The following is a 15,726-nucleotide window of genomic DNA, read 5'->3' as shown; positions in this document are numbered from 1 at the left end:
GTAAGTTCAGCAACTAGAACGGAAATATGAATAATGACGCTAGATCTATACAATAATCAGATAGATGATTATTTCTGCGCCAGCTGCGCGGCGCGGCAGCCCCACCAGGCGGCTTCCTCGAACACGGAAAAACCGGACAGGTCGGCGTGCGCAAACAGGATGGGGCCATCGAGCTCGCGCAGCGCCTTCAGGCCGGGATTGCTGCGGAAGCCGGGCAGCGGCGCTGCCATGGCGTGGCCACGCAGCGTGATGTCCACGCGCTCTACGCAGGATGCGAACTGCGCACCGTAGGCGGTTATCAAATCCGCGCTGGCCAGCGCCAGCAGTTCGTCCGGCGTGGCCGTCACCATCCAGCGCCGCGCGCTGGCAGGCGTGCGGTGCGACAGCGCGACGTAGGCGCTGAAGACGGTTTTCTCCGGCGGCGTCACGCGGATGTCCTGATGCGTGGAGACCACAAAGCCCAGGCCCGGCTCCTGGTACACCACGTTATCCCACGACAGCGGCGCGTGCGGCAGCTCGGACGGGAAGCGCTTGAGCAGGAAGTTCGCCACCATCCATGGCGCATAGACTGGCGTGTCGCGCTGCGGCTCGTAGCCCATCTCCCGTATGCCTTCCACCACGCGCTCGGCCACGTATAGCGGCATGGCGCAGATGGCCTTGCGCGCCTTGACCAGGTAGCTGCGCGGCTTGCCGTTCTCCAGGCGGAAGCACAGCGCTTCGGTCCGCGCGGCGGCGCCGCTGCCGGTCTGCTTCAACGACACCACGGTGCCGCCCACGCGCTTCACGCCCGACGCGCGCTCCATGCCGGAAGCCAGTGGCTGCAAGCCTCCCGGCCAGGTAAGCCAGGTGCCGTTCTCCGCGTTGGCCGCGTGGCCCCAGCGGCTGCAGTAGTAGTGCAGGCCCGCCCAGGCGGACACCTGGTCGTAGCGCGAGCCGTAGTCGTCGCGGCAGCAGTAGTTCAGATACCAGTGCAAGGTGGGCGAGCGGTAGCCGTTCTGCTCCAGCCACTGCTTGAGCGTGATGGCATCCAGTTTGCCCCACTCGGGATCGTCCGAGGACTGCACGGTGGGGAACACGAAAATCCGGCGCCCGTCGCTGCCGCGCGTCTGGCGCAGGCGCTCCACTTCGGCGAAGAAGCGCTTGTGCTCGGCCAGCTCCTCGGCCGGCACGCCCTCCGTGGGTATGAAACCTTCCTGCCATTTGCCCTTGTACAGCAAGCGTTCTTCCGGCGCGTGCAGCAGGAAGCGCTCGTCGTAATAAGGCTTATCGGCATAGGGATCGCGTTGGATGATGCCCAGGTCGGCCAGGATGTCGCGCACGTGCACGGACTCCGGCGACGGCAGCGGCAGGTAGTGGCCGCCGGTGGGAAATTCCAGCTCGCCGAAGCGCCCGCCGGCCGCATTTCCATAGGGCTGCGGGCCGTCCACCATGAGGAAGTCCTTGTGCCCCAGCTTGTTCAGCTTCCACGCGGCGGACAAGCCGCCGATGCCCGAGCCCAGGATGGCGACATCGGTTTCCAGCGCGTGGGACGGCGGCGGCAAGGCGCGGCCGTCGCGCATCAGGTCGCGCATGAAGTGGCCCTCGTCGCGGCCGGGGAAACGCAGCGTGGGCGTGACTTCCTGCCAGCGCTGGAATGCCGCCACGCTGCCCGCTGCGGCCAGCCCGCTGGCGCCGGCCCAGGCGAGGAAGGAACGGCGCAGCATCAGCGTATCACCTGGCGCCAGTCCTGCTCGAATTCGTGCACGAGGGACTGCGTGTTAAGCCGGTTGGGTTCCATCTTCAGCGGCTTCATATCCGGCGGGAAGATGAACATTTCGCGCGTGGTGTCCGCATTCAGGTAGCGCATCGGCAGCTTGTAGGCGGTGGGCGGCTTGTACGCCAGTTGCGGCGACGCCAGGATGAAGCCCCACTCGCCGAAGGAAGGAACATAGGCGTGGTAAGGATGCGTTTTCAGGCCCACTTCGTTCAGCGTGGAATTGACCGTCCAGTAGGCGTGCGGCGCGAAGAACGGCGACGTCGACTGCACCACCACCAGCCCATTGGCCGCCAGGTGCTTCTTCACCAGGCCGTAGAACGGCACCGAATACAGTTTGCCCAGCGCGAAGCTGGACGGATCGGGGAAGTCGATGATGACGGCGTCGAACATCTCGGTGGAGTTCTGCAGCCACACCGCCGCGTCGGCATTGATGACGCGGGCGCGCTTGTCGCGGAAGGAGCCGCCGTTCAGCTTGACCAGTTCCTCGCGCGTGGTGAAGGCGCCCGTCATGGCCGGGTCCAGGTCCACCACGGTGGCCTGCTCGATGTTCGGGTAGCGCAGGATTTCGCGCAGCGCCAGGCCGTCGCCGCCGCCCAGCACCAGTACGCGCCTGGCCCACGGCAGCGCCTCCAGCACCGGATGCACCAGCGCTTCGTGGTAGCGGTACTCGTCGCGCGAGGAGAATTGCAGGTTGCCGTTGATGTACAGGCGCAGATCGTCCTTCCAGCGCGTGATGACCAGGCGCTGGTAGGGCGTGGTGGTGGAATAGACGACTTCATCGCCGAACAGGCCGTGCTCGCCCCAGTGCGTCATGCGGTCCGCCGAGGCGAAGCCGAACAGCAGCACGCACATCACCGCCGACGCGCGCAACACGCGGCCGGTGACGTTGGCCAGCTCCGTGCGGAACACGTAAATTGTCCACAGGCCCACGCCGACATTCAGCATGCCGAACAGGAAGCCGGTGCGCACCAGCCCCAGGTAAGGCGCCAGCACCAGCGGGAACAGCAGCGACACGGCCAGCGCACCGAGGTAGTCGAAGGTCAGCACGCGGCTGACCAGTTCACTGAATTCAGTCTTGCGCTCGTTCAGCGCACGCATCACCAGCGGCACTTCCATGCCCACCATGCAGCCGATCATGAACACGGTGGTGTACAGCAGGCCCCGGAACGGCGCGGTCATCCACGAGAAGGTGAGGAACAGCAGCGCGGCCGACACGCCGCCGATCAGGCCCACGGCCAGTTCGATATCGACGAAGCGCGCCAGCACGTCCTCGTCCTTGATGTATTTGGACAGGTGCGCGCCCACGCCCATGGCAAACAGATAGCAGCCGATAATGGTGGAGAACTGCAGGATGGAGTCGCCCAGCAGGTAGCTGGACAGGGCACCGGCGATCAGTTCGTATGCCAATCCGCATGAAGCGACCACGAATACGGACAGGATCAGAATCTTTTTTGTCATGTGGGTGCGAATGTTTTATGATGAACAATTATCAGGATAGCCACTTTAACCGAGGAACGCCGTGCCGCCCATCCTAAACTATCTGATTCACCTGTTTCTGGCCGCTTTGCTGCTGGTGATGTTCTTTATGATCTACACCCGCCTCACGCCGTACAACGAGGTGCTGCTGATCAGGCAGGGGAACAACGCGGCCGCCTTGTCGCTGGGCGGCGCGCTGCTGGGCTTCTCGATGACGATCGCCTCCAGCCTGCTGCACACGGCGGACTACCAGCAGTTCTTCCTGTGGGCCTTCGGCGCCATGGTGGTCCAGATCCTGGCGTATTTCTGCACCACGCGCGCGCTGCGCATGGCGCAGGACCATATTGAATCGGGCAACACGGCATTTGGCGGCCTGCTGGGCACCGTCTCGCTGGCCATCGGCGCCATCAACGCCGCCTGCATTTCCTGACACCGTATTTTTAAGGACGACTATCATGGGCCTCGGCAGCTTTATCAAGAAGCAGTTTATCGACGTTCTGCAATGGACGGAAGACACGGAAGGCGTGCTGGCCTGGCGCTTCCCCATGGCGGACATGGAAATCCAGAACGGCGGCGTGCTGGTGGTGCGCGAGTCGCAAGTGGCGGTGTTCGTCAACGAGGGCCAGATCGCCGACGTGTTCGGCCCCGGCACCCATACGCTGACCACGCAAACCCTGCCCCTGCTGACCAACCTGAAGAATTGGGACAAGCTGTTCGACTCGCCGTTCAAGTCGGACGTGTACTTCTTCAGCACGCGCGTGCAGACCGGCCGCAAATGGGGCACGCAGCAGCCGATCACCATCCGCGACAAGGATTTCGACATGATCCGCGTGCGCGCCTTCGGCATGTACTCGTACCGCGTGGCCGATCCGCGCAAGTTCTACACCGAATTGAGCGGCACCCGCGAGGTGTACACGCGCGATAACGTGGAAGAACAGCTGCGCGGCATCCTGATGTCCACCATGGCCAGCTCGCTGGGCAGCGCCAACGTGGCCTTCCTGGACATGGCCGCCAACCAGGCGCTGATGGCGCAGGAAGTGCGCGGCGACCTGGCCGACGCCTTCGCGCGCTACGGCATCGGCCTGGATGAATTCAACGTGTCCAGCGTAAGCCTGCCTGAAGAACTGCAGGCGGCGCTGGACGAGCGCATCTCGGCCGGCATGAAGGGCGGCCTGGGCGCGGACAAGATGAGCGGCTTCACCAAGTTCCAGACCGCCACCGCCATTCCGCTGGCGGCGCAGAACGAAGGCGGCATTGCCGGCATCGGCGCCGGCTTGGGCGCGGGCGTGATGCTGGGGCAGGCCATGGGCCAGGCGGTCGGTTCCACGCTGGCGCCGGCCAGTTCGCATCCGGGCCCCCCCGTCGCCGCCGCCCCAGCCGCAGCCGCGCCGGCCGAAGACAGCATCGAGGCGCGCCTGGAAAAACTGAAAGGCCTGCTGGACAAGGGCCTGATCTCGGCCGCCGATTACGACAGCGCCAAGTCCGAGCTGCTCAAGAAGCTGATAGGCTAAGACCGCGTACATGCAAATCGTTTCCTGTCCCAGCTGCGGCGCGGAGGTCAAATTCCGCTCGCACGCCTCGGTCATGGCCGTGTGCGAGTACTGCACCACGCGCGTGCTGAAGGATGCGGACGCGGTCAAGGACCTGGGCAAGATGTCCTCCGTGCTGGAGGACTACTCGCCCGTGCAGATCGGCACCTCGGGCGTGCTGGGCGGGCGCGCGTTCAGTGTAATCGGCCGCATCCAGCTGCGCTATTCGGCCGGCATCTGGAACGAGTGGTACCTGATGTTCGACGACGGGTCCACGTCCTGGCTGGGCGATTCGTCCGGCCTGTACACCGTCACCACCGCGCGCGAAACCGACCCGCCGCTGCCTGCCTTCGACGAGCTGGAGGCCGGCGAAATCGTGCGCGTGGGCGGCGAGCGGCTGATGGTGTCCGAAGTGCGCACGGCCGACTGCATCGGCGGCCAGGGCGAACTGCCGTTCAAGGTCGGCGACGGCTGGCAGGCGCGCGTGGCGGACTTCCGGCGCGGCAGCACCTTCCTCACGCTGGACTATTCGGACGGCCCGGTGCCGGTGGTGTACACCGGCGTGTCGGTCACGCTGGAAGCCATGCAGTGCCAGCTGCTGCGCGACGACGAGCAGATCGAACGCAGCGCCGGGCGCTATCGCGGCAAGCTGACCGCGCTGGACTGCCCTTCCTGCGGCGGCGCCATCAACTACCTGCCGGGCCAGACCGCCAACCTGCTGTGCCCTTCCTGCCATGCGCAGATCGACGCTGCCGGTCCCAAGGCGCAGGTGCTGGCGGCCGGCGAAGCGGTGGAAAAAGTGGGCACCACGCTGCAGCTGGGCGCGGAAGCCGCGATCAACAAGCAGCGTTTCCGCATCATCGGCTTCATGGTGCGCGAGGACGACGAAGGCGCGCGCTGGACCGAATACCTGCTGTCCGGCGCGCGTTCCGGCTTCACCTGGCTGGTGGAAACCGATGACGGCTGGTGGCGCGCCAACGTCATGCCCGAGTGGCCGGCCTGGGAAAAAGTGGGTGCGGATTCCGTGATGCTGGACAAGATCAAGTACGGCAAGCTGTACGACTACGACGCCAAGGTGGTCTATGCGGCGGGCGCCTTCAACTGGCGTGTGCAGGTCGGCGACCACGTGCACGTCTACGAATTCGAGCAGGGCCAGACCCGGCTGGCGGCGGAACTGAACGACGAGGAGCTGACCTGGTCGCGTTCGACCCGGGTGCCGGCTGACCAGGTCCACCTGTGGTTCGGCGTGCCGGTTAAAAACCTGATGCGCGCCGCGCCGCCGAAAAAAGGCCGCTACGGCGCCGCTGCCAAAAAATTCATCATGGTGATGCTGGCGGTGAACGCGATTCCGCTGCTGGTGAACTTCGGCGGCTCGCTGGCCATGAACCTGCTGGGCGCGCTGGCCATCTACCTGCCGGCGCTGTTCCTGGACTCCATCGACAAAGGGGACAATTCTTGAGCCGCTACATCATTTACGCGCTGGTGGTGTTCACCATGACCAGCTGCAGCAGCTGGGCGCGCATGTTCAACTCCTTCGGCCCCTCGACCGGCAGCGGCTCCGGCTGGAGTTCGCACACGGGCGGCGGCGGCGGCAGCTTCGGCGGCGGTTCGGGGCGGCGGAGGCCACAAGTGAGCGAGGCCGGCCGCGTCCACCTGCCGGCGGGCAGCCACCTGCTGGCCGACCTGTCCGGCATCGAGGCTGGCCGGCTGAGCGACTGCGACGAGCTGGAGGCACTGCTGCGCTCTGCCGCCGCCGCAGCCGGCGCGCGCGTGCTGCACAGCCATTTTCACGGTTTCGGCGAGGGCATGGGCGTCACCGGCGTGGTGCTGCTGGCCGAATCCCATATTTCCATCCATACCTGGCCGGAAGACGGCTTTGCGGCTGTGGATATCTTCATGTGCGGCGCCAGCCAGCCGCAAACCGCGCTGGACGTGATCCGCACCGCACTCGATCCGCGACGTTGCCAGTTGAATACCATCCGTCGCAGTGCGGATTGATTGACACTTTGGCATGCCGGTGCGACACTGGCGGCTTCCATTCACTTCCCCAGGAGACTACAAAATGCAGACCTTTGACATTGTCCTCCTGTCGGCTGCCTGATCACTGAGCTGGTGTTGAGCCGCGCCTGATCGCGCGCCGGCCTATCCCTGAAAATTTTCGCGCCTCCGCATTTTGCGGATGGCTGTGCTCGCGCGCGCCGCGAGCGACCCCGAATACAGGAACACCATTCATCATGATCGAATTCAATTTCGAAGTTTTACGCCGCATCGGATTTAACCAATTCACCGCGAGCCAGTTGCACACGCTGGAGCCCGCTGCAGCGGGCGCACGCCTGATGCGATTAACAGAAGTCCAGCGCAGCTGGTTCACCGTCCACGACGGTATCAAGGAATATAAGGCACGTGCCCTGCCCCGGCTATTATCGGCGTGCACGCTGGCAGTGGGCGATTGGATCGTTGCTGAATTAAACGATTCGGAAGAGCTGTGGATAAGCCAGCAATTGTCCCCAGCCAATCATATCGCCCGCCTCGCTGCCGATGGGCAGCGGTTATCCATCGCCAGCAATATCGATACAGCGCTGCTTGTAATGGGCCTGGATCACGATTTTAATTTGCGGCGGCTGGAGCGCTATATTGCGATGGTCCAATCTGCCGGAATAGCTCCCGTTATCGTGCTGACGAAATCGGATATAGCGGACAATACCGTGCAACGGCTCGACGATATACGCCAACGACTGCCCTCTTATATTCCATTTATCTGCATTAATGCACTGAGTGCGGATGCGATAAATGAATTATCTCCCTGGCTGGGGGCCGGGCAGACAATATGTCTGCTTGGCTCGTCCGGAGCGGGAAAATCGACGCTCACCAATACATTAACTTCGGCGCACCAAGAGACTGGCGGAATTAGAAAAGGCGACGGCCGTGGACGGCATACGACCACCGCCCGCTCACTGCATTTATGCCCGGGCGGCGCCTGCATTATCGATACCCCGGGATTGCGTACCTGGCGGCCCGACGCGGACGAAGAAGCGCTGACGTCGGTATTCAGCGATATCGAGTTACTGGCGGCTGATTGCCAATTTCGCGATTGCCGGCATGAATCCGAACCGGGTTGCGCGGTGCGCGGAAATATCCATGCGGACCGCCTGTTGAATTATCACAAGCTGATGCGCGACGCGCAGCGCAGCCAGCAGACTCCGCTGGACCGCATCGCCGAAAAGGCCAAGTGGAAAGTCCTGAACCGGGCCGGCACCAAGCGCAGCCACGATAAGCGTAACTAAGGCGTATGGAAGGGCTGTTCAGCCCTTCCTGCGCCGATTTTATGCCAGCTTCTGGCTTGATCATGCTCGATTCGTGCATAGGACGCCTCCGCACGCTTGAATGCGGGCGGCAAAGAGCATAGGCTGTGAAGGTCAACTCAGCTTGGGAGATAAACATGGCGTTATCCAAAATTGGCCAGATCGCGTTGGCGGTGTCCGACGCCGACGAGGCCGAGAAGTTTTATGGCGAGGTACTAGGATTGCACAAGCTTTACCGCTTTGGCGACCTCGTGTTTTTCGACTGTGACGGTGTGCGCTTAATGCTGGAAGGCACTACACGCCAAGTCTATCCAGGCCAAGGCACGTGTATTTATTTCATGGTGAAGGACATCGAAGCGGTGGCCGACAAATTAAAGGCGAAATCCGTCCCGTTCGACGGCACGCCGCATCTGGTCACCAAGATGTCGGATCACGAATTGTGGATGGCGTTCTTCCGCGATCCGGATGGCCATTTGCTGGCCTTAATGGAAGAAAAGCGCTAATTTCTGGTACCATGCGGGTATTCGATTACTAACCGGTATTTATATGCGCCGCTACGCGCCACTTTCCCTGCTGCTCGCTCTTGCCGCATGCGGCGATAATTACAAGCCTGTCGATTTATACCAGGCGAAAACGCCCGATTGCAAGAATTGGGCGGACGAATCGCGTTTTGAACTGCCAAAAGGGATATACGTGACCGCCACCGCGCCGGTTGCGCTGCCCGAAGGTGGAGTGGAAATTGGCCTGGTGTATATGCTGCCCCGCAATACCCAGGCGCAATTCACCAACCGGGCTTTCAAAATCTCCGCGCCCAAAGGCCCCCCTTTGATGACCGCCGAAATCGCCAGTATTTATCAGCGCGGCACCAGCGCGCGGCCGGAAATGGTGGAAGTGATCAAGGAAATGCCGGTATTAATGGTGGCGACCGCCACCTCCGACGAAACGCAATTCCGTTTCCGCCTGCAATTCAAAGGCAAGCTGCCCGAACGTTTCGACTTCACGCCGCCAGCCATGGTAATTAACCGCGACCGCTACCCGGTCCGTACATTCACCTACCGCTATTTCGACGACCGTAAAGCCTACGGCATGTGCAGCTGAGTTTTATTGCTGAGCGGCCGCGTCCGTGGATCGCATTTTCAGGGCATGTATCGCGGCGCGGATCAGCGGCTTTGCATCGGCGCAGCTGAGCTTGGCCAATTGCGCCAAGCTGCGGGTTTTACCCATTTCCTGTGCCACCAGGTAGCCCAGCATATAGCCGCGCCGGGGCGGCAAGCCGTCCACGCTGGGGCCGTTCATGTGGAACAGACTGGCCAGCTGCTGCTGGTCGTCGCTGTCGAACACCTGCTCCAGTTGCGCCAGGTTCGCATACATCCGCCCCCGGATCAGCGCGGCGCTCCCTTTGGGGAAGTCGATCAGCATTTCCTGGTCACTCGCCTCGGGGTTGAGCACCTTGGAAACGTGCGTGGCAAGTCCTTCGAGCCACAGGCGCTGCCACAGCACACTATCGTCGCAGTCCGGCGCCTGGGCGCTGTGATGGACGTGGAACAGTTCGTGGTGGAATTAGGCAGCCTCATTGCCCTTGCCGTGATAGTAGACCATGCCGTCCGCGCCGAAAATCAGATAGTTGCGGCCGTCCAGCACCCGCGTGCCGCCATCCATTTCCCCCAGCGAGTGCAGGAAGTAAGTGGTTACATTCGGCTGAAAGCCTGGAAACGCGGCGTTGAAGGTGGCGATATGGCGCGGCAGTTCGGCGTTGAACTGGTCCACCTTGTCCAGATACGCCTGGCGCTGCTTGCCAAAGCCCGCCAGCGCGTGGGCGATCAGTTCGTCCTGCTGGGCCTGCGTGCGCCGGCCGGCATAGCGCTCCACGCCGTAAAACGCCGGAAACTTCGCCGCCACCTGCGTCTTGAAGGCCTGCACGCGCTCGGCCTCGGGCAGGCTCTGCGTGGCGTCCCAGAACGCCGCAAACTCCCGCGCCAGGCTATGCACCTCCATCCGGGGCGCCGCCGCCGGCGCATCGGCCGCGTGGCATGACAGGGCGGCGCTCAGGGCGAGGACGGCAATCAGCAGAAGTTTCATGGGCAAGTACTCAGCAAGGAAATGCGCAGTTTGCCATAAAAGCAACACCAGCAAAATAAAAAAGGCAGCCGAAGCTGCCTTTTTGGCGTCTGCCGACCAAGCTTATTGCTTGGAGCGCAGTTTGGCGATGGCGGCCAGTTGGCCGATCGCGGCAGCCAGCTCGGCTTGCGCTTTCGCGTAGTCGATGCTGCCAGAGTTGTTGGCCAGCGCTTCTTCCGCCAGTTTCTTGGCGGCCGAGGCTTTGGCTTCATCCAGGTCTGCACCACGGATCGCGGTGTCAGCCAGTACCGTGACGGCATTCGGCTGCACTTCCAGCAGGCCGCCGGCAACGAAGACGAACTCTTCTTCGGCCTTGCCTGCTACCTTGATGCGTACCGCGCCTGGACGAATACGGGTGATCAGCGGGGTGTGCTTGGGGTAGATACCCAGCTCGCCCTGCTCGCCCGGCAACGCGACGAATTCGGCTTCGCCCGAGAAGATCTGCTCTTCCGCGGAAACCACGTCTACGTGTATGGTATTTGCCATGTGTGTCCTATCGGGATATGACGGCCCCGCCTTGCGGCGGGGCCGAAGCAAACTCAGCGATTAGTTGAGTTTTTTGGCTTTTTCGATTGCTTCTTCGATCGTGCCGACCATGTAGAACGCCTGTTCCGGCAGGTGATCCAGTTCGCCCGAAGCGATCATCTTGAAGCCCTTGATCGTGTCTTTCAGCGAAACGTATTTACCTGGCGAACCGGTGAACACTTCAGCAACGTGGAATGGCTGCGACAGGAAACGCTGCATCTTACGTGCGCGTGCCACCAGCAGCTTGTCTTCCGGCGCCAGTTCGTCCATGCCCAGAATCGCGATAATGTCGCGCAGTTCCTTGTAGCGCTGCAGGGTGCCCTGTACGGCACGCGCGGTGTCGTAGTGGTCCTGGCCCACGACCAGCGGGTCCAGCTGGCGCGAGGTCGAATCCAGCGGGTCCACTGCAGGGTAGATACCCAGCGAGGCGATGTCACGGGACAGAACAACGGTCGAATCCAGGTGACCGAAGGTGGTCGCTGGCGACGGGTCGGTCAAGTCATCCGCTGGAACGTACACGGCCTGGATCGAGGTGATCGAACCGGTCTTGGTGGACGTAATACGCTCTTGCAGGCGGCCCATTTCTTCGGCCAGGGTAGGCTGGTAGCCCACTGCGGAAGGCATACGGCCCAGCAGTGCGGATACCTCGGTACCGGCCAGGGTGAAGCGGTAGATGTTGTCCACGAAGAACAGAACGTCCTTGCCTTCGTCACGGAACGCTTCCGCCATGGTCAGACCGGTCAGCGCAACGCGCAGACGGTTGCCTGGTGGTTCGTTCATCTGACCATAGACCATCGCTACCTTGGAGTTTTCCGGGTTCTCCAGGTCCACCACCTTGGCATCGGCCATCTCGTGGTAGAAGTCGTTACCCTCACGGGTACGCTCGCCCACGCCGGCGAACACGGACAGACCCGAGTGCGCTTTAGCGATGTTGTTGATCAGTTCCATCATGTTCACGGTCTTGCCCACACCTGCACCGCCGAACAGACCGACTTTACCGCCCTTGGCGAACGGGCACACCAGGTCAATCACCTTGATGCCGGTTTCCAGCAGGTCTTGCGATGGCGACAGTTCGTCGTACGCAGGGGCCGTGCGGTGGATCGAAGCGATCTGGTCGTGCGCAACGGGACCGCATTCGTCGATCGGGTTGCCCAGCACGTCCATGATGCGGCCCAGCGTGGCTTTGCCCACTGGAACCATGATAGGTTTGCCGGTGTTCTGGATCATCATGCCGCGGCGCAGGCCGTCGGACGAACCCAGAGCAATGGTACGGACCACGCCGTCGCCCAGCTGTTGTTGTACTTCCAGGGTCAGCTCGGAGCCTTCCATTTTCAAGGCATCAAATACCTTAGGCATCGCGTTGCGTGGAAACTCAACGTCCACCACAGCGCCGATACACTGAACGATTTTGCCATCAGCCATGTTCGTTCCTTCAAATATAGTTAAATTCGTTTAAACCGCAGCCGCACCGGCAACGATTTCGGAGAGTTCTTTGGTAATCGCAGCCTGACGCGTCTTGTTATAGATCAGCTTCAGTTCACCGATGACGCTACCTGCGTTGTCGCTGGCGGCTTTCATCGCCACCATGCGGGCCGATTGCTCGGACGCCAGGTTTTCCGCCACCGCCTGGTATACCAGCGCTTCAATGTAGCGCTCCAGCAGTTCGTCAATCACGGTCGCTGCATCCGGCTCGTAAATGTAGTCCCACTTGTGGCTACCTTTGTCGGCCGTGATGTTGTCCGCCGTCAGCGGCAGCAGCTGCTGCACTTGCGGCTCTTGCTTCATCGTGTTGATGAACTTGGTATAGCACAGGTACACTGCGTCGAGTTTGCCTTCCGTGAACTTCTCGAGCATGACCTTCACAGGTCCGATCAATTTGTCCAGGTGCGGCGTGTCGCCGATCTGCGTCGCTTGCGCCACGACAGGAACGCCAACCCGATTCAAGAACCCCAAACCTTTGTTACCGATGGCTACCGCTTCAACCTTGACGCCGGCCGTTTCCAGCTCGCGCGTTTTCGCCGTCACCATGCGCAGCACGTTGGTGTTCAGGCCACCGCACAGACCCTTGTCGGTCGTGACGATGATGAAGCCCACTGCCTTCGCTTCGGTTCCCTGGGCTTGCGCCAGGAACGGGTGCGTGTATTCAGGGTTGGCGGTTGCCAGATTAGCGGCGATATTACGAACCTTGTCACTGTAGGGACGGGCGGCGCGCATGCGATCCTGCGCCTTGCGCATTTTCGATGCGGCGACCATTTCCATCGCCTTGGTGATCTTCTTCGTATTCTCTACGCTTTTGATCTTGCCACGTATCTCTTTGCCTACTGCCATGAGTCCTTACTCCTTCTGCGCTGAAGGCGGCCCGGGGTCGTGACCCCGGCCGCCGTGCCGCTTAAAATGCGCCGGATTTTTTGAAATCAGCAATGGCGGCCGACAGGGCAGCTTCGCCGTCTTTGTCCAGTTGCTTGGTTTCTTCGATCTTGGCCAGCAGAGCAGCTTGCTTGGTCTTCAGGTAGGCGTGCAGGCCGGCTTCGAATGGCAGCACTTTCTTCACTGCCACGTCGTCCAGGAAGCCCTTGTTCACTGCGAACAGGGATGCGCCCATCAGGGAAATCGACAGCGGCGAGTACTGAGCCTGCTTCAGCAGTTCGGTCACGCGCGCGCCGCGGTCCAGCTGCTTGCGGGTCGATTCGTCCAGGTCGGAAGCGAACTGCGCGAACGCAGCCAGTTCACGGTACTGCGCCAAGTCGGTACGGATACCGCCGGACAGGTTTTTGATGACCTTGGTCTGGGCGGCGCCACCAACGCGCGATACCGAGATACCCGCGTTAATCGCAGGACGGATACCGGAGTTGAACAGCGAGGTTTCCAGGAAGATCTGGCCGTCGGTAATCGAAATCACGTTGGTTGGCACGAACGCCGAAACGTCGCCAGCCTGGGTTTCGATGATAGGCAGCGCGGTCAGCGAGCCGGTCTTGCCTTTGACGGCGCCGCCGGTGAAGGCTTCGACGTAGTCGGCGTTCACGCGCGCTGCGCGTTCCAGCAGACGGGAGTGCAGGTAGAACACGTCGCCTGGGTACGCTTCGCGGCCTGGTGGGCGGCGCAGCAGCAGGGAGATCTGACGGTAGGCAACTGCTTGCTTGGACAGGTCATCGTACACGATCAGCGCGTCTTCGCCGCGGTCGCGGAAGTATTCGCCCATGGTGCAGCCGGAGTAGGCCGAGATGTACTGCATCGCTGCCGATTCGGACGCGGTTGCAGCCACGACGATGGTGTACTCCATCGCGCCGTGCTGTTCCAGGGAACGCACGATGTTCTTGATGGTGGAAGCTTTCTGGCCGATTGCAACGTAGATGCAAGTCATGCCCTGGCCTTTTTGGTTGATGATCGCATCAACCGCCACCGCCGACTTACCAGTCTGGCGGTCGCCAATGATCAGCTCACGCTGGCCACGGCCAATTGGCACCATCGCGTCGATCGACTTCAGGCCGGTCTGCATAGGCTGCGACACGGATTCGCGGGCGATCACGCCCGGTGCGATCTTTTCGATAGGCGAGGTCAGCTTGGCATCGACCGGACCTTTGCCGTCGATCGGCTGGCCCAGGGCGTTGACCACGCGGCCGCGCAGTTCAGGACCGACTGGCACTTCCAGGATGCGGCCGGTGCACTTGACCGTGTCGCCTTCCGAGATGTGCTCGTAAGCACCCAGAATCACGGCGCCGACGGAGTCGCGCTCCAGGTTCATGGCCAGGCCGAAGGTATTGCCCGGGAATTCCAGCATCTCGCCTTGCATTACGTCCGACAGACCGTGGATGCGGCAGATACCGTCGGCTACGGAAATAACCGTGCCTTGATTGCGCACTTCAGCGCCGCCATCAATGCCTTGGATCCGGCTCTTGATCAGCTCGCTGATTTCAGATGGGTTGAGTTGCATACTAACTCCTAAATGTAGTTCTCTCCGCTTGCGCGAGGGTATATTTGGTCTGCCGTAGCGGCCAGCGGATCTTAAGCGACCAGCGCGACGCGCATCTGCTGCAGCCTGGCGCGGACCGAAGTGTCGAGCACTTCGTCACCGACGACCACGCGCACGCCACCGATCAACGATGGATCTACGGTTACGCTCGGGTTGAGCTTGCGGCTGAATTTCTTTTCCAGCGTGGCGACCAGCTCGGAAACCTGGGCGGCGCTCATGTCGAACGCGCTCGTGATCTCGGCATCCGCCGCACCTTCCGCGCTGTTTTTCAACAGCTGGAATTGGGCGCCGATTTCAGGCAGCAATTCGATACGATTGTTGGCGACCAGCATGCCGAGGAAGTTGTTCGCTTCCGCGGTCAGCGGCGATTTCACCAGGGACTGAATGGTGGCAGCGACATCGCTTTCCGAAACTTTCGGATTGCGGGCATAGTCCAGCACATCGGCGTTGCCGCCGATCTGGGCCAGTTCGGACACCAGATCGGACCACTGCGCGAGGTTGCCGGCTTGGGCTACGCGGAAGAGGGCTTCCGCGTAGGGACGGGCGACGGTTGCGAGTTCAGCCATGATTACAGCTCAGTCGCGAGGCGGGCCAGCAGGTCGGCGTGGGCCGACGCGGTGACTTCACGCTTCAAGATCTGCTCGGCACCTTTGACCGCCAGGTCGGCTACCTGGGCGCGCAGAGCTTCGCGGGCCTGGGTAACTTGCTGCTCGGCTTCGGCCTTGGCTTGCGCAATGATGCGGTCCGCTTCGGCTTTGGCGTTGGCCTTGATTTCTTCAGCCACCAGTTGCGCACGCTTCTCGGCGTCCGCGACGCGCTGGGCAGCTTCGTCGCGGGCGGAGGACAGGGCTTCGGAAGCACGCTTTTCAGCGATTTCCATCGACGCCTTGCCTTGGTCGGCCGCAGCCAGACCATCGGCGATACGCTTGGCACGCTCGTCCAGCGTGGTGTTCAACGCTGGGAAAACGAATTTCATCGAGAACCATACGAGCACCCCGAAGGTGATCATCTGGCCGATGAGCGACATATTAATGTCCATACCTTGCTCCT

General features: G+C 61.8%; 17 protein-coding genes. 7 read left to right on the top strand and 10 right to left on the bottom strand.

Annotated elements, in window-relative coordinates; genetic code table 11:
* Window positions 1-68 precede the first annotated feature (68 nt).
* Together ACFJI2_RS27200 and ACFJI2_RS27195 are read right to left on the bottom strand one after the other, a co-directional pair.
* Window positions 69-1,703: an NAD(P)-binding protein gene (locus ACFJI2_RS27200; RefSeq protein ID WP_377702661.1), complete on the bottom strand. Its 1,635-nt coding sequence runs from the start codon at window positions 1,701-1,703 to the stop codon at window positions 69-71.
* The gene (locus ACFJI2_RS27195; RefSeq protein WP_377702660.1) at window positions 1,703-3,214 is read right to left on the bottom strand and encodes a polyamine aminopropyltransferase; all 1,512 of its coding nucleotides are present in this window, start codon (window positions 3,212-3,214) and stop codon (window positions 1,703-1,705) included. The genes ACFJI2_RS27200 and ACFJI2_RS27195 overlap by 1 nt, the downstream gene beginning before the upstream one ends.
* A gap of 61 nt (window positions 3,215-3,275) precedes the next feature.
* Here ACFJI2_RS27195 and ACFJI2_RS27190 point away from each other — a divergent pair, with 61 nt between their 5' ends.
* From ACFJI2_RS27190 to ACFJI2_RS27160, 7 genes are all read left to right on the top strand, one after another.
* Entirely contained in the window at window positions 3,276-3,662 is a 387-nt protein-coding gene (locus ACFJI2_RS27190; protein ID WP_028833692.1) for a DUF350 domain-containing protein, read from the top strand.
* A gap of 25 nt (window positions 3,663-3,687) precedes the next feature.
* The gene (locus ACFJI2_RS27185; protein WP_377702659.1) at window positions 3,688-4,743 is read left to right on the top strand and encodes an SPFH domain-containing protein; all 1,056 of its coding nucleotides are present in this window, start codon (window positions 3,688-3,690) and stop codon (window positions 4,741-4,743) included.
* 10 nt (window positions 4,744-4,753) lie between these two features.
* On the top strand, window positions 4,754-6,220 hold the full coding sequence (locus tag ACFJI2_RS27180) for a DUF4178 domain-containing protein (RefSeq protein ID WP_377702658.1): 1,467 nt from the start codon (window positions 4,754-4,756) through the stop codon (window positions 6,218-6,220).
* 170 nt (window positions 6,221-6,390) lie between these two features.
* A complete protein-coding gene (gene speD, locus ACFJI2_RS27175) occupies window positions 6,391-6,759 on the top strand; it encodes an adenosylmethionine decarboxylase (protein WP_377705920.1) in 369 nt (122 codons plus the stop codon).
* A gap of 236 nt (window positions 6,760-6,995) precedes the next feature.
* Window positions 6,996-8,045 (top strand): ribosome small subunit-dependent GTPase A, encoded by a 1,050-nt coding sequence (gene rsgA / locus ACFJI2_RS27170; RefSeq protein WP_377702657.1) that lies wholly within the window; start codon window positions 6,996-6,998, stop codon window positions 8,043-8,045.
* Window positions 8,046-8,200: 155 nt separating this feature from the next.
* Window positions 8,201-8,566, top strand: coding sequence for a VOC family protein (locus tag ACFJI2_RS27165; RefSeq protein WP_107869626.1), 366 nt, complete (start codon window positions 8,201-8,203; stop codon window positions 8,564-8,566).
* A gap of 43 nt (window positions 8,567-8,609) precedes the next feature.
* Entirely contained in the window at window positions 8,610-9,161 is a 552-nt protein-coding gene (locus ACFJI2_RS27160) for a hypothetical protein (protein ID WP_377702656.1), read from the top strand.
* Window positions 9,162-9,164: 3 nt separating this feature from the next.
* On the opposite strand, the gene ACFJI2_RS27155 is transcribed toward ACFJI2_RS27160, so the two are convergent.
* From ACFJI2_RS27155 to ACFJI2_RS27120, 8 genes are all read right to left on the bottom strand, one after another.
* Window positions 9,165-9,563, bottom strand: a complete 399-nt coding sequence (locus ACFJI2_RS27155) for a hypothetical protein (protein ID WP_377702655.1) — start codon at window positions 9,561-9,563, stop codon at window positions 9,165-9,167.
* Between the two features lie 60 nt (window positions 9,564-9,623).
* Complete coding sequence (locus tag ACFJI2_RS27150; protein WP_377702654.1) at window positions 9,624-10,142, bottom strand: hypothetical protein; 519 nt, start codon at window positions 10,140-10,142, stop codon at window positions 9,624-9,626.
* A gap of 102 nt (window positions 10,143-10,244) precedes the next feature.
* A complete protein-coding gene (locus ACFJI2_RS27145; RefSeq protein ID WP_025595450.1) occupies window positions 10,245-10,667 on the bottom strand; it encodes a F0F1 ATP synthase subunit epsilon in 423 nt (140 codons plus the stop codon).
* 60 nt (window positions 10,668-10,727) lie between these two features.
* Window positions 10,728-12,128, bottom strand: coding sequence for a F0F1 ATP synthase subunit beta (gene atpD, locus ACFJI2_RS27140; protein WP_025595448.1), 1,401 nt, complete (start codon window positions 12,126-12,128; stop codon window positions 10,728-10,730).
* A gap of 30 nt (window positions 12,129-12,158) precedes the next feature.
* Window positions 12,159-13,034 (bottom strand): F0F1 ATP synthase subunit gamma, encoded by an 876-nt coding sequence (gene atpG, locus ACFJI2_RS27135; RefSeq protein ID WP_025595447.1) that lies wholly within the window; start codon window positions 13,032-13,034, stop codon window positions 12,159-12,161.
* Between the two features lie 61 nt (window positions 13,035-13,095).
* Window positions 13,096-14,637 carry a F0F1 ATP synthase subunit alpha gene (atpA, locus tag ACFJI2_RS27130; RefSeq protein ID WP_025595446.1) on the bottom strand — a complete coding sequence of 514 codons (1,542 nt, stop codon included), beginning with the start codon at window positions 14,635-14,637 and terminating at the stop codon, window positions 13,096-13,098.
* A gap of 71 nt (window positions 14,638-14,708) precedes the next feature.
* Window positions 14,709-15,242: a F0F1 ATP synthase subunit delta gene (locus ACFJI2_RS27125; protein WP_025595444.1), complete on the bottom strand. Its 534-nt coding sequence runs from the start codon at window positions 15,240-15,242 to the stop codon at window positions 14,709-14,711.
* A gap of 2 nt (window positions 15,243-15,244) precedes the next feature.
* Complete coding sequence (locus tag ACFJI2_RS27120; protein ID WP_025595443.1) at window positions 15,245-15,715, bottom strand: F0F1 ATP synthase subunit B; 471 nt, start codon at window positions 15,713-15,715, stop codon at window positions 15,245-15,247.
* Window positions 15,716-15,726: the final 11 nt, after the last annotated feature.

Origin of the sequence: Pseudoduganella sp. UC29_71, assembly GCF_042693265.1 — a bacterium.
Classification (GTDB): Bacteria; Pseudomonadota; Gammaproteobacteria; order Burkholderiales; family Burkholderiaceae_D; genus Rugamonas.
The sequence above is the reverse complement of the archived record's forward strand: the minus strand, read 5'-3'. Positions and strand labels throughout refer to the sequence as shown.

Bases quoted from the DNA above. Each gene is read 5' to 3' on its own strand.
- ACFJI2_RS27200 (WP_377702661.1), bottom strand. From the start codon at position 1,703: ATGCTGCGCCGTTCCTTCCTCGCCTGGGCCGGCGCCAGCGGGCTGGCC.
- ACFJI2_RS27195 (WP_377702660.1), bottom strand. From the start codon at position 3,214: ATGACAAAAAAGATTCTGATCCTGTCCGTATTCGTGGTCGCTTCATGC.
- ACFJI2_RS27185 (WP_377702659.1), top strand. From the start codon at position 3,688: ATGGGCCTCGGCAGCTTTATCAAGAAGCAGTTTATCGACGTTCTGCAA.
- ACFJI2_RS27180 (WP_377702658.1), top strand. From the start codon at position 4,754: ATGCAAATCGTTTCCTGTCCCAGCTGCGGCGCGGAGGTCAAATTCCGC.
- rsgA (WP_377702657.1), top strand. From the start codon at position 6,996: ATGATCGAATTCAATTTCGAAGTTTTACGCCGCATCGGATTTAACCAA.
- ACFJI2_RS27165 (WP_107869626.1), top strand. From the start codon at position 8,201: ATGGCGTTATCCAAAATTGGCCAGATCGCGTTGGCGGTGTCCGACGCC.
- ACFJI2_RS27160 (WP_377702656.1), top strand. From the start codon at position 8,610: ATGCGCCGCTACGCGCCACTTTCCCTGCTGCTCGCTCTTGCCGCATGC.
- ACFJI2_RS27150 (WP_377702654.1), bottom strand. From the start codon at position 10,142: ATGAAACTTCTGCTGATTGCCGTCCTCGCCCTGAGCGCCGCCCTGTCA.
- ACFJI2_RS27145 (WP_025595450.1), bottom strand. From the start codon at position 10,667: ATGGCAAATACCATACACGTAGACGTGGTTTCCGCGGAAGAGCAGATC.
- atpD (WP_025595448.1), bottom strand. From the start codon at position 12,128: ATGGCTGATGGCAAAATCGTTCAGTGTATCGGCGCTGTGGTGGACGTT.
- atpG (WP_025595447.1), bottom strand. From the start codon at position 13,034: ATGGCAGTAGGCAAAGAGATACGTGGCAAGATCAAAAGCGTAGAGAAT.
- atpA (WP_025595446.1), bottom strand. From the start codon at position 14,637: ATGCAACTCAACCCATCTGAAATCAGCGAGCTGATCAAGAGCCGGATC.
- ACFJI2_RS27125 (WP_025595444.1), bottom strand. From the start codon at position 15,242: ATGGCTGAACTCGCAACCGTCGCCCGTCCCTACGCGGAAGCCCTCTTC.
- ACFJI2_RS27120 (WP_025595443.1), bottom strand. From the start codon at position 15,715: ATGGACATTAATATGTCGCTCATCGGCCAGATGATCACCTTCGGGGTG.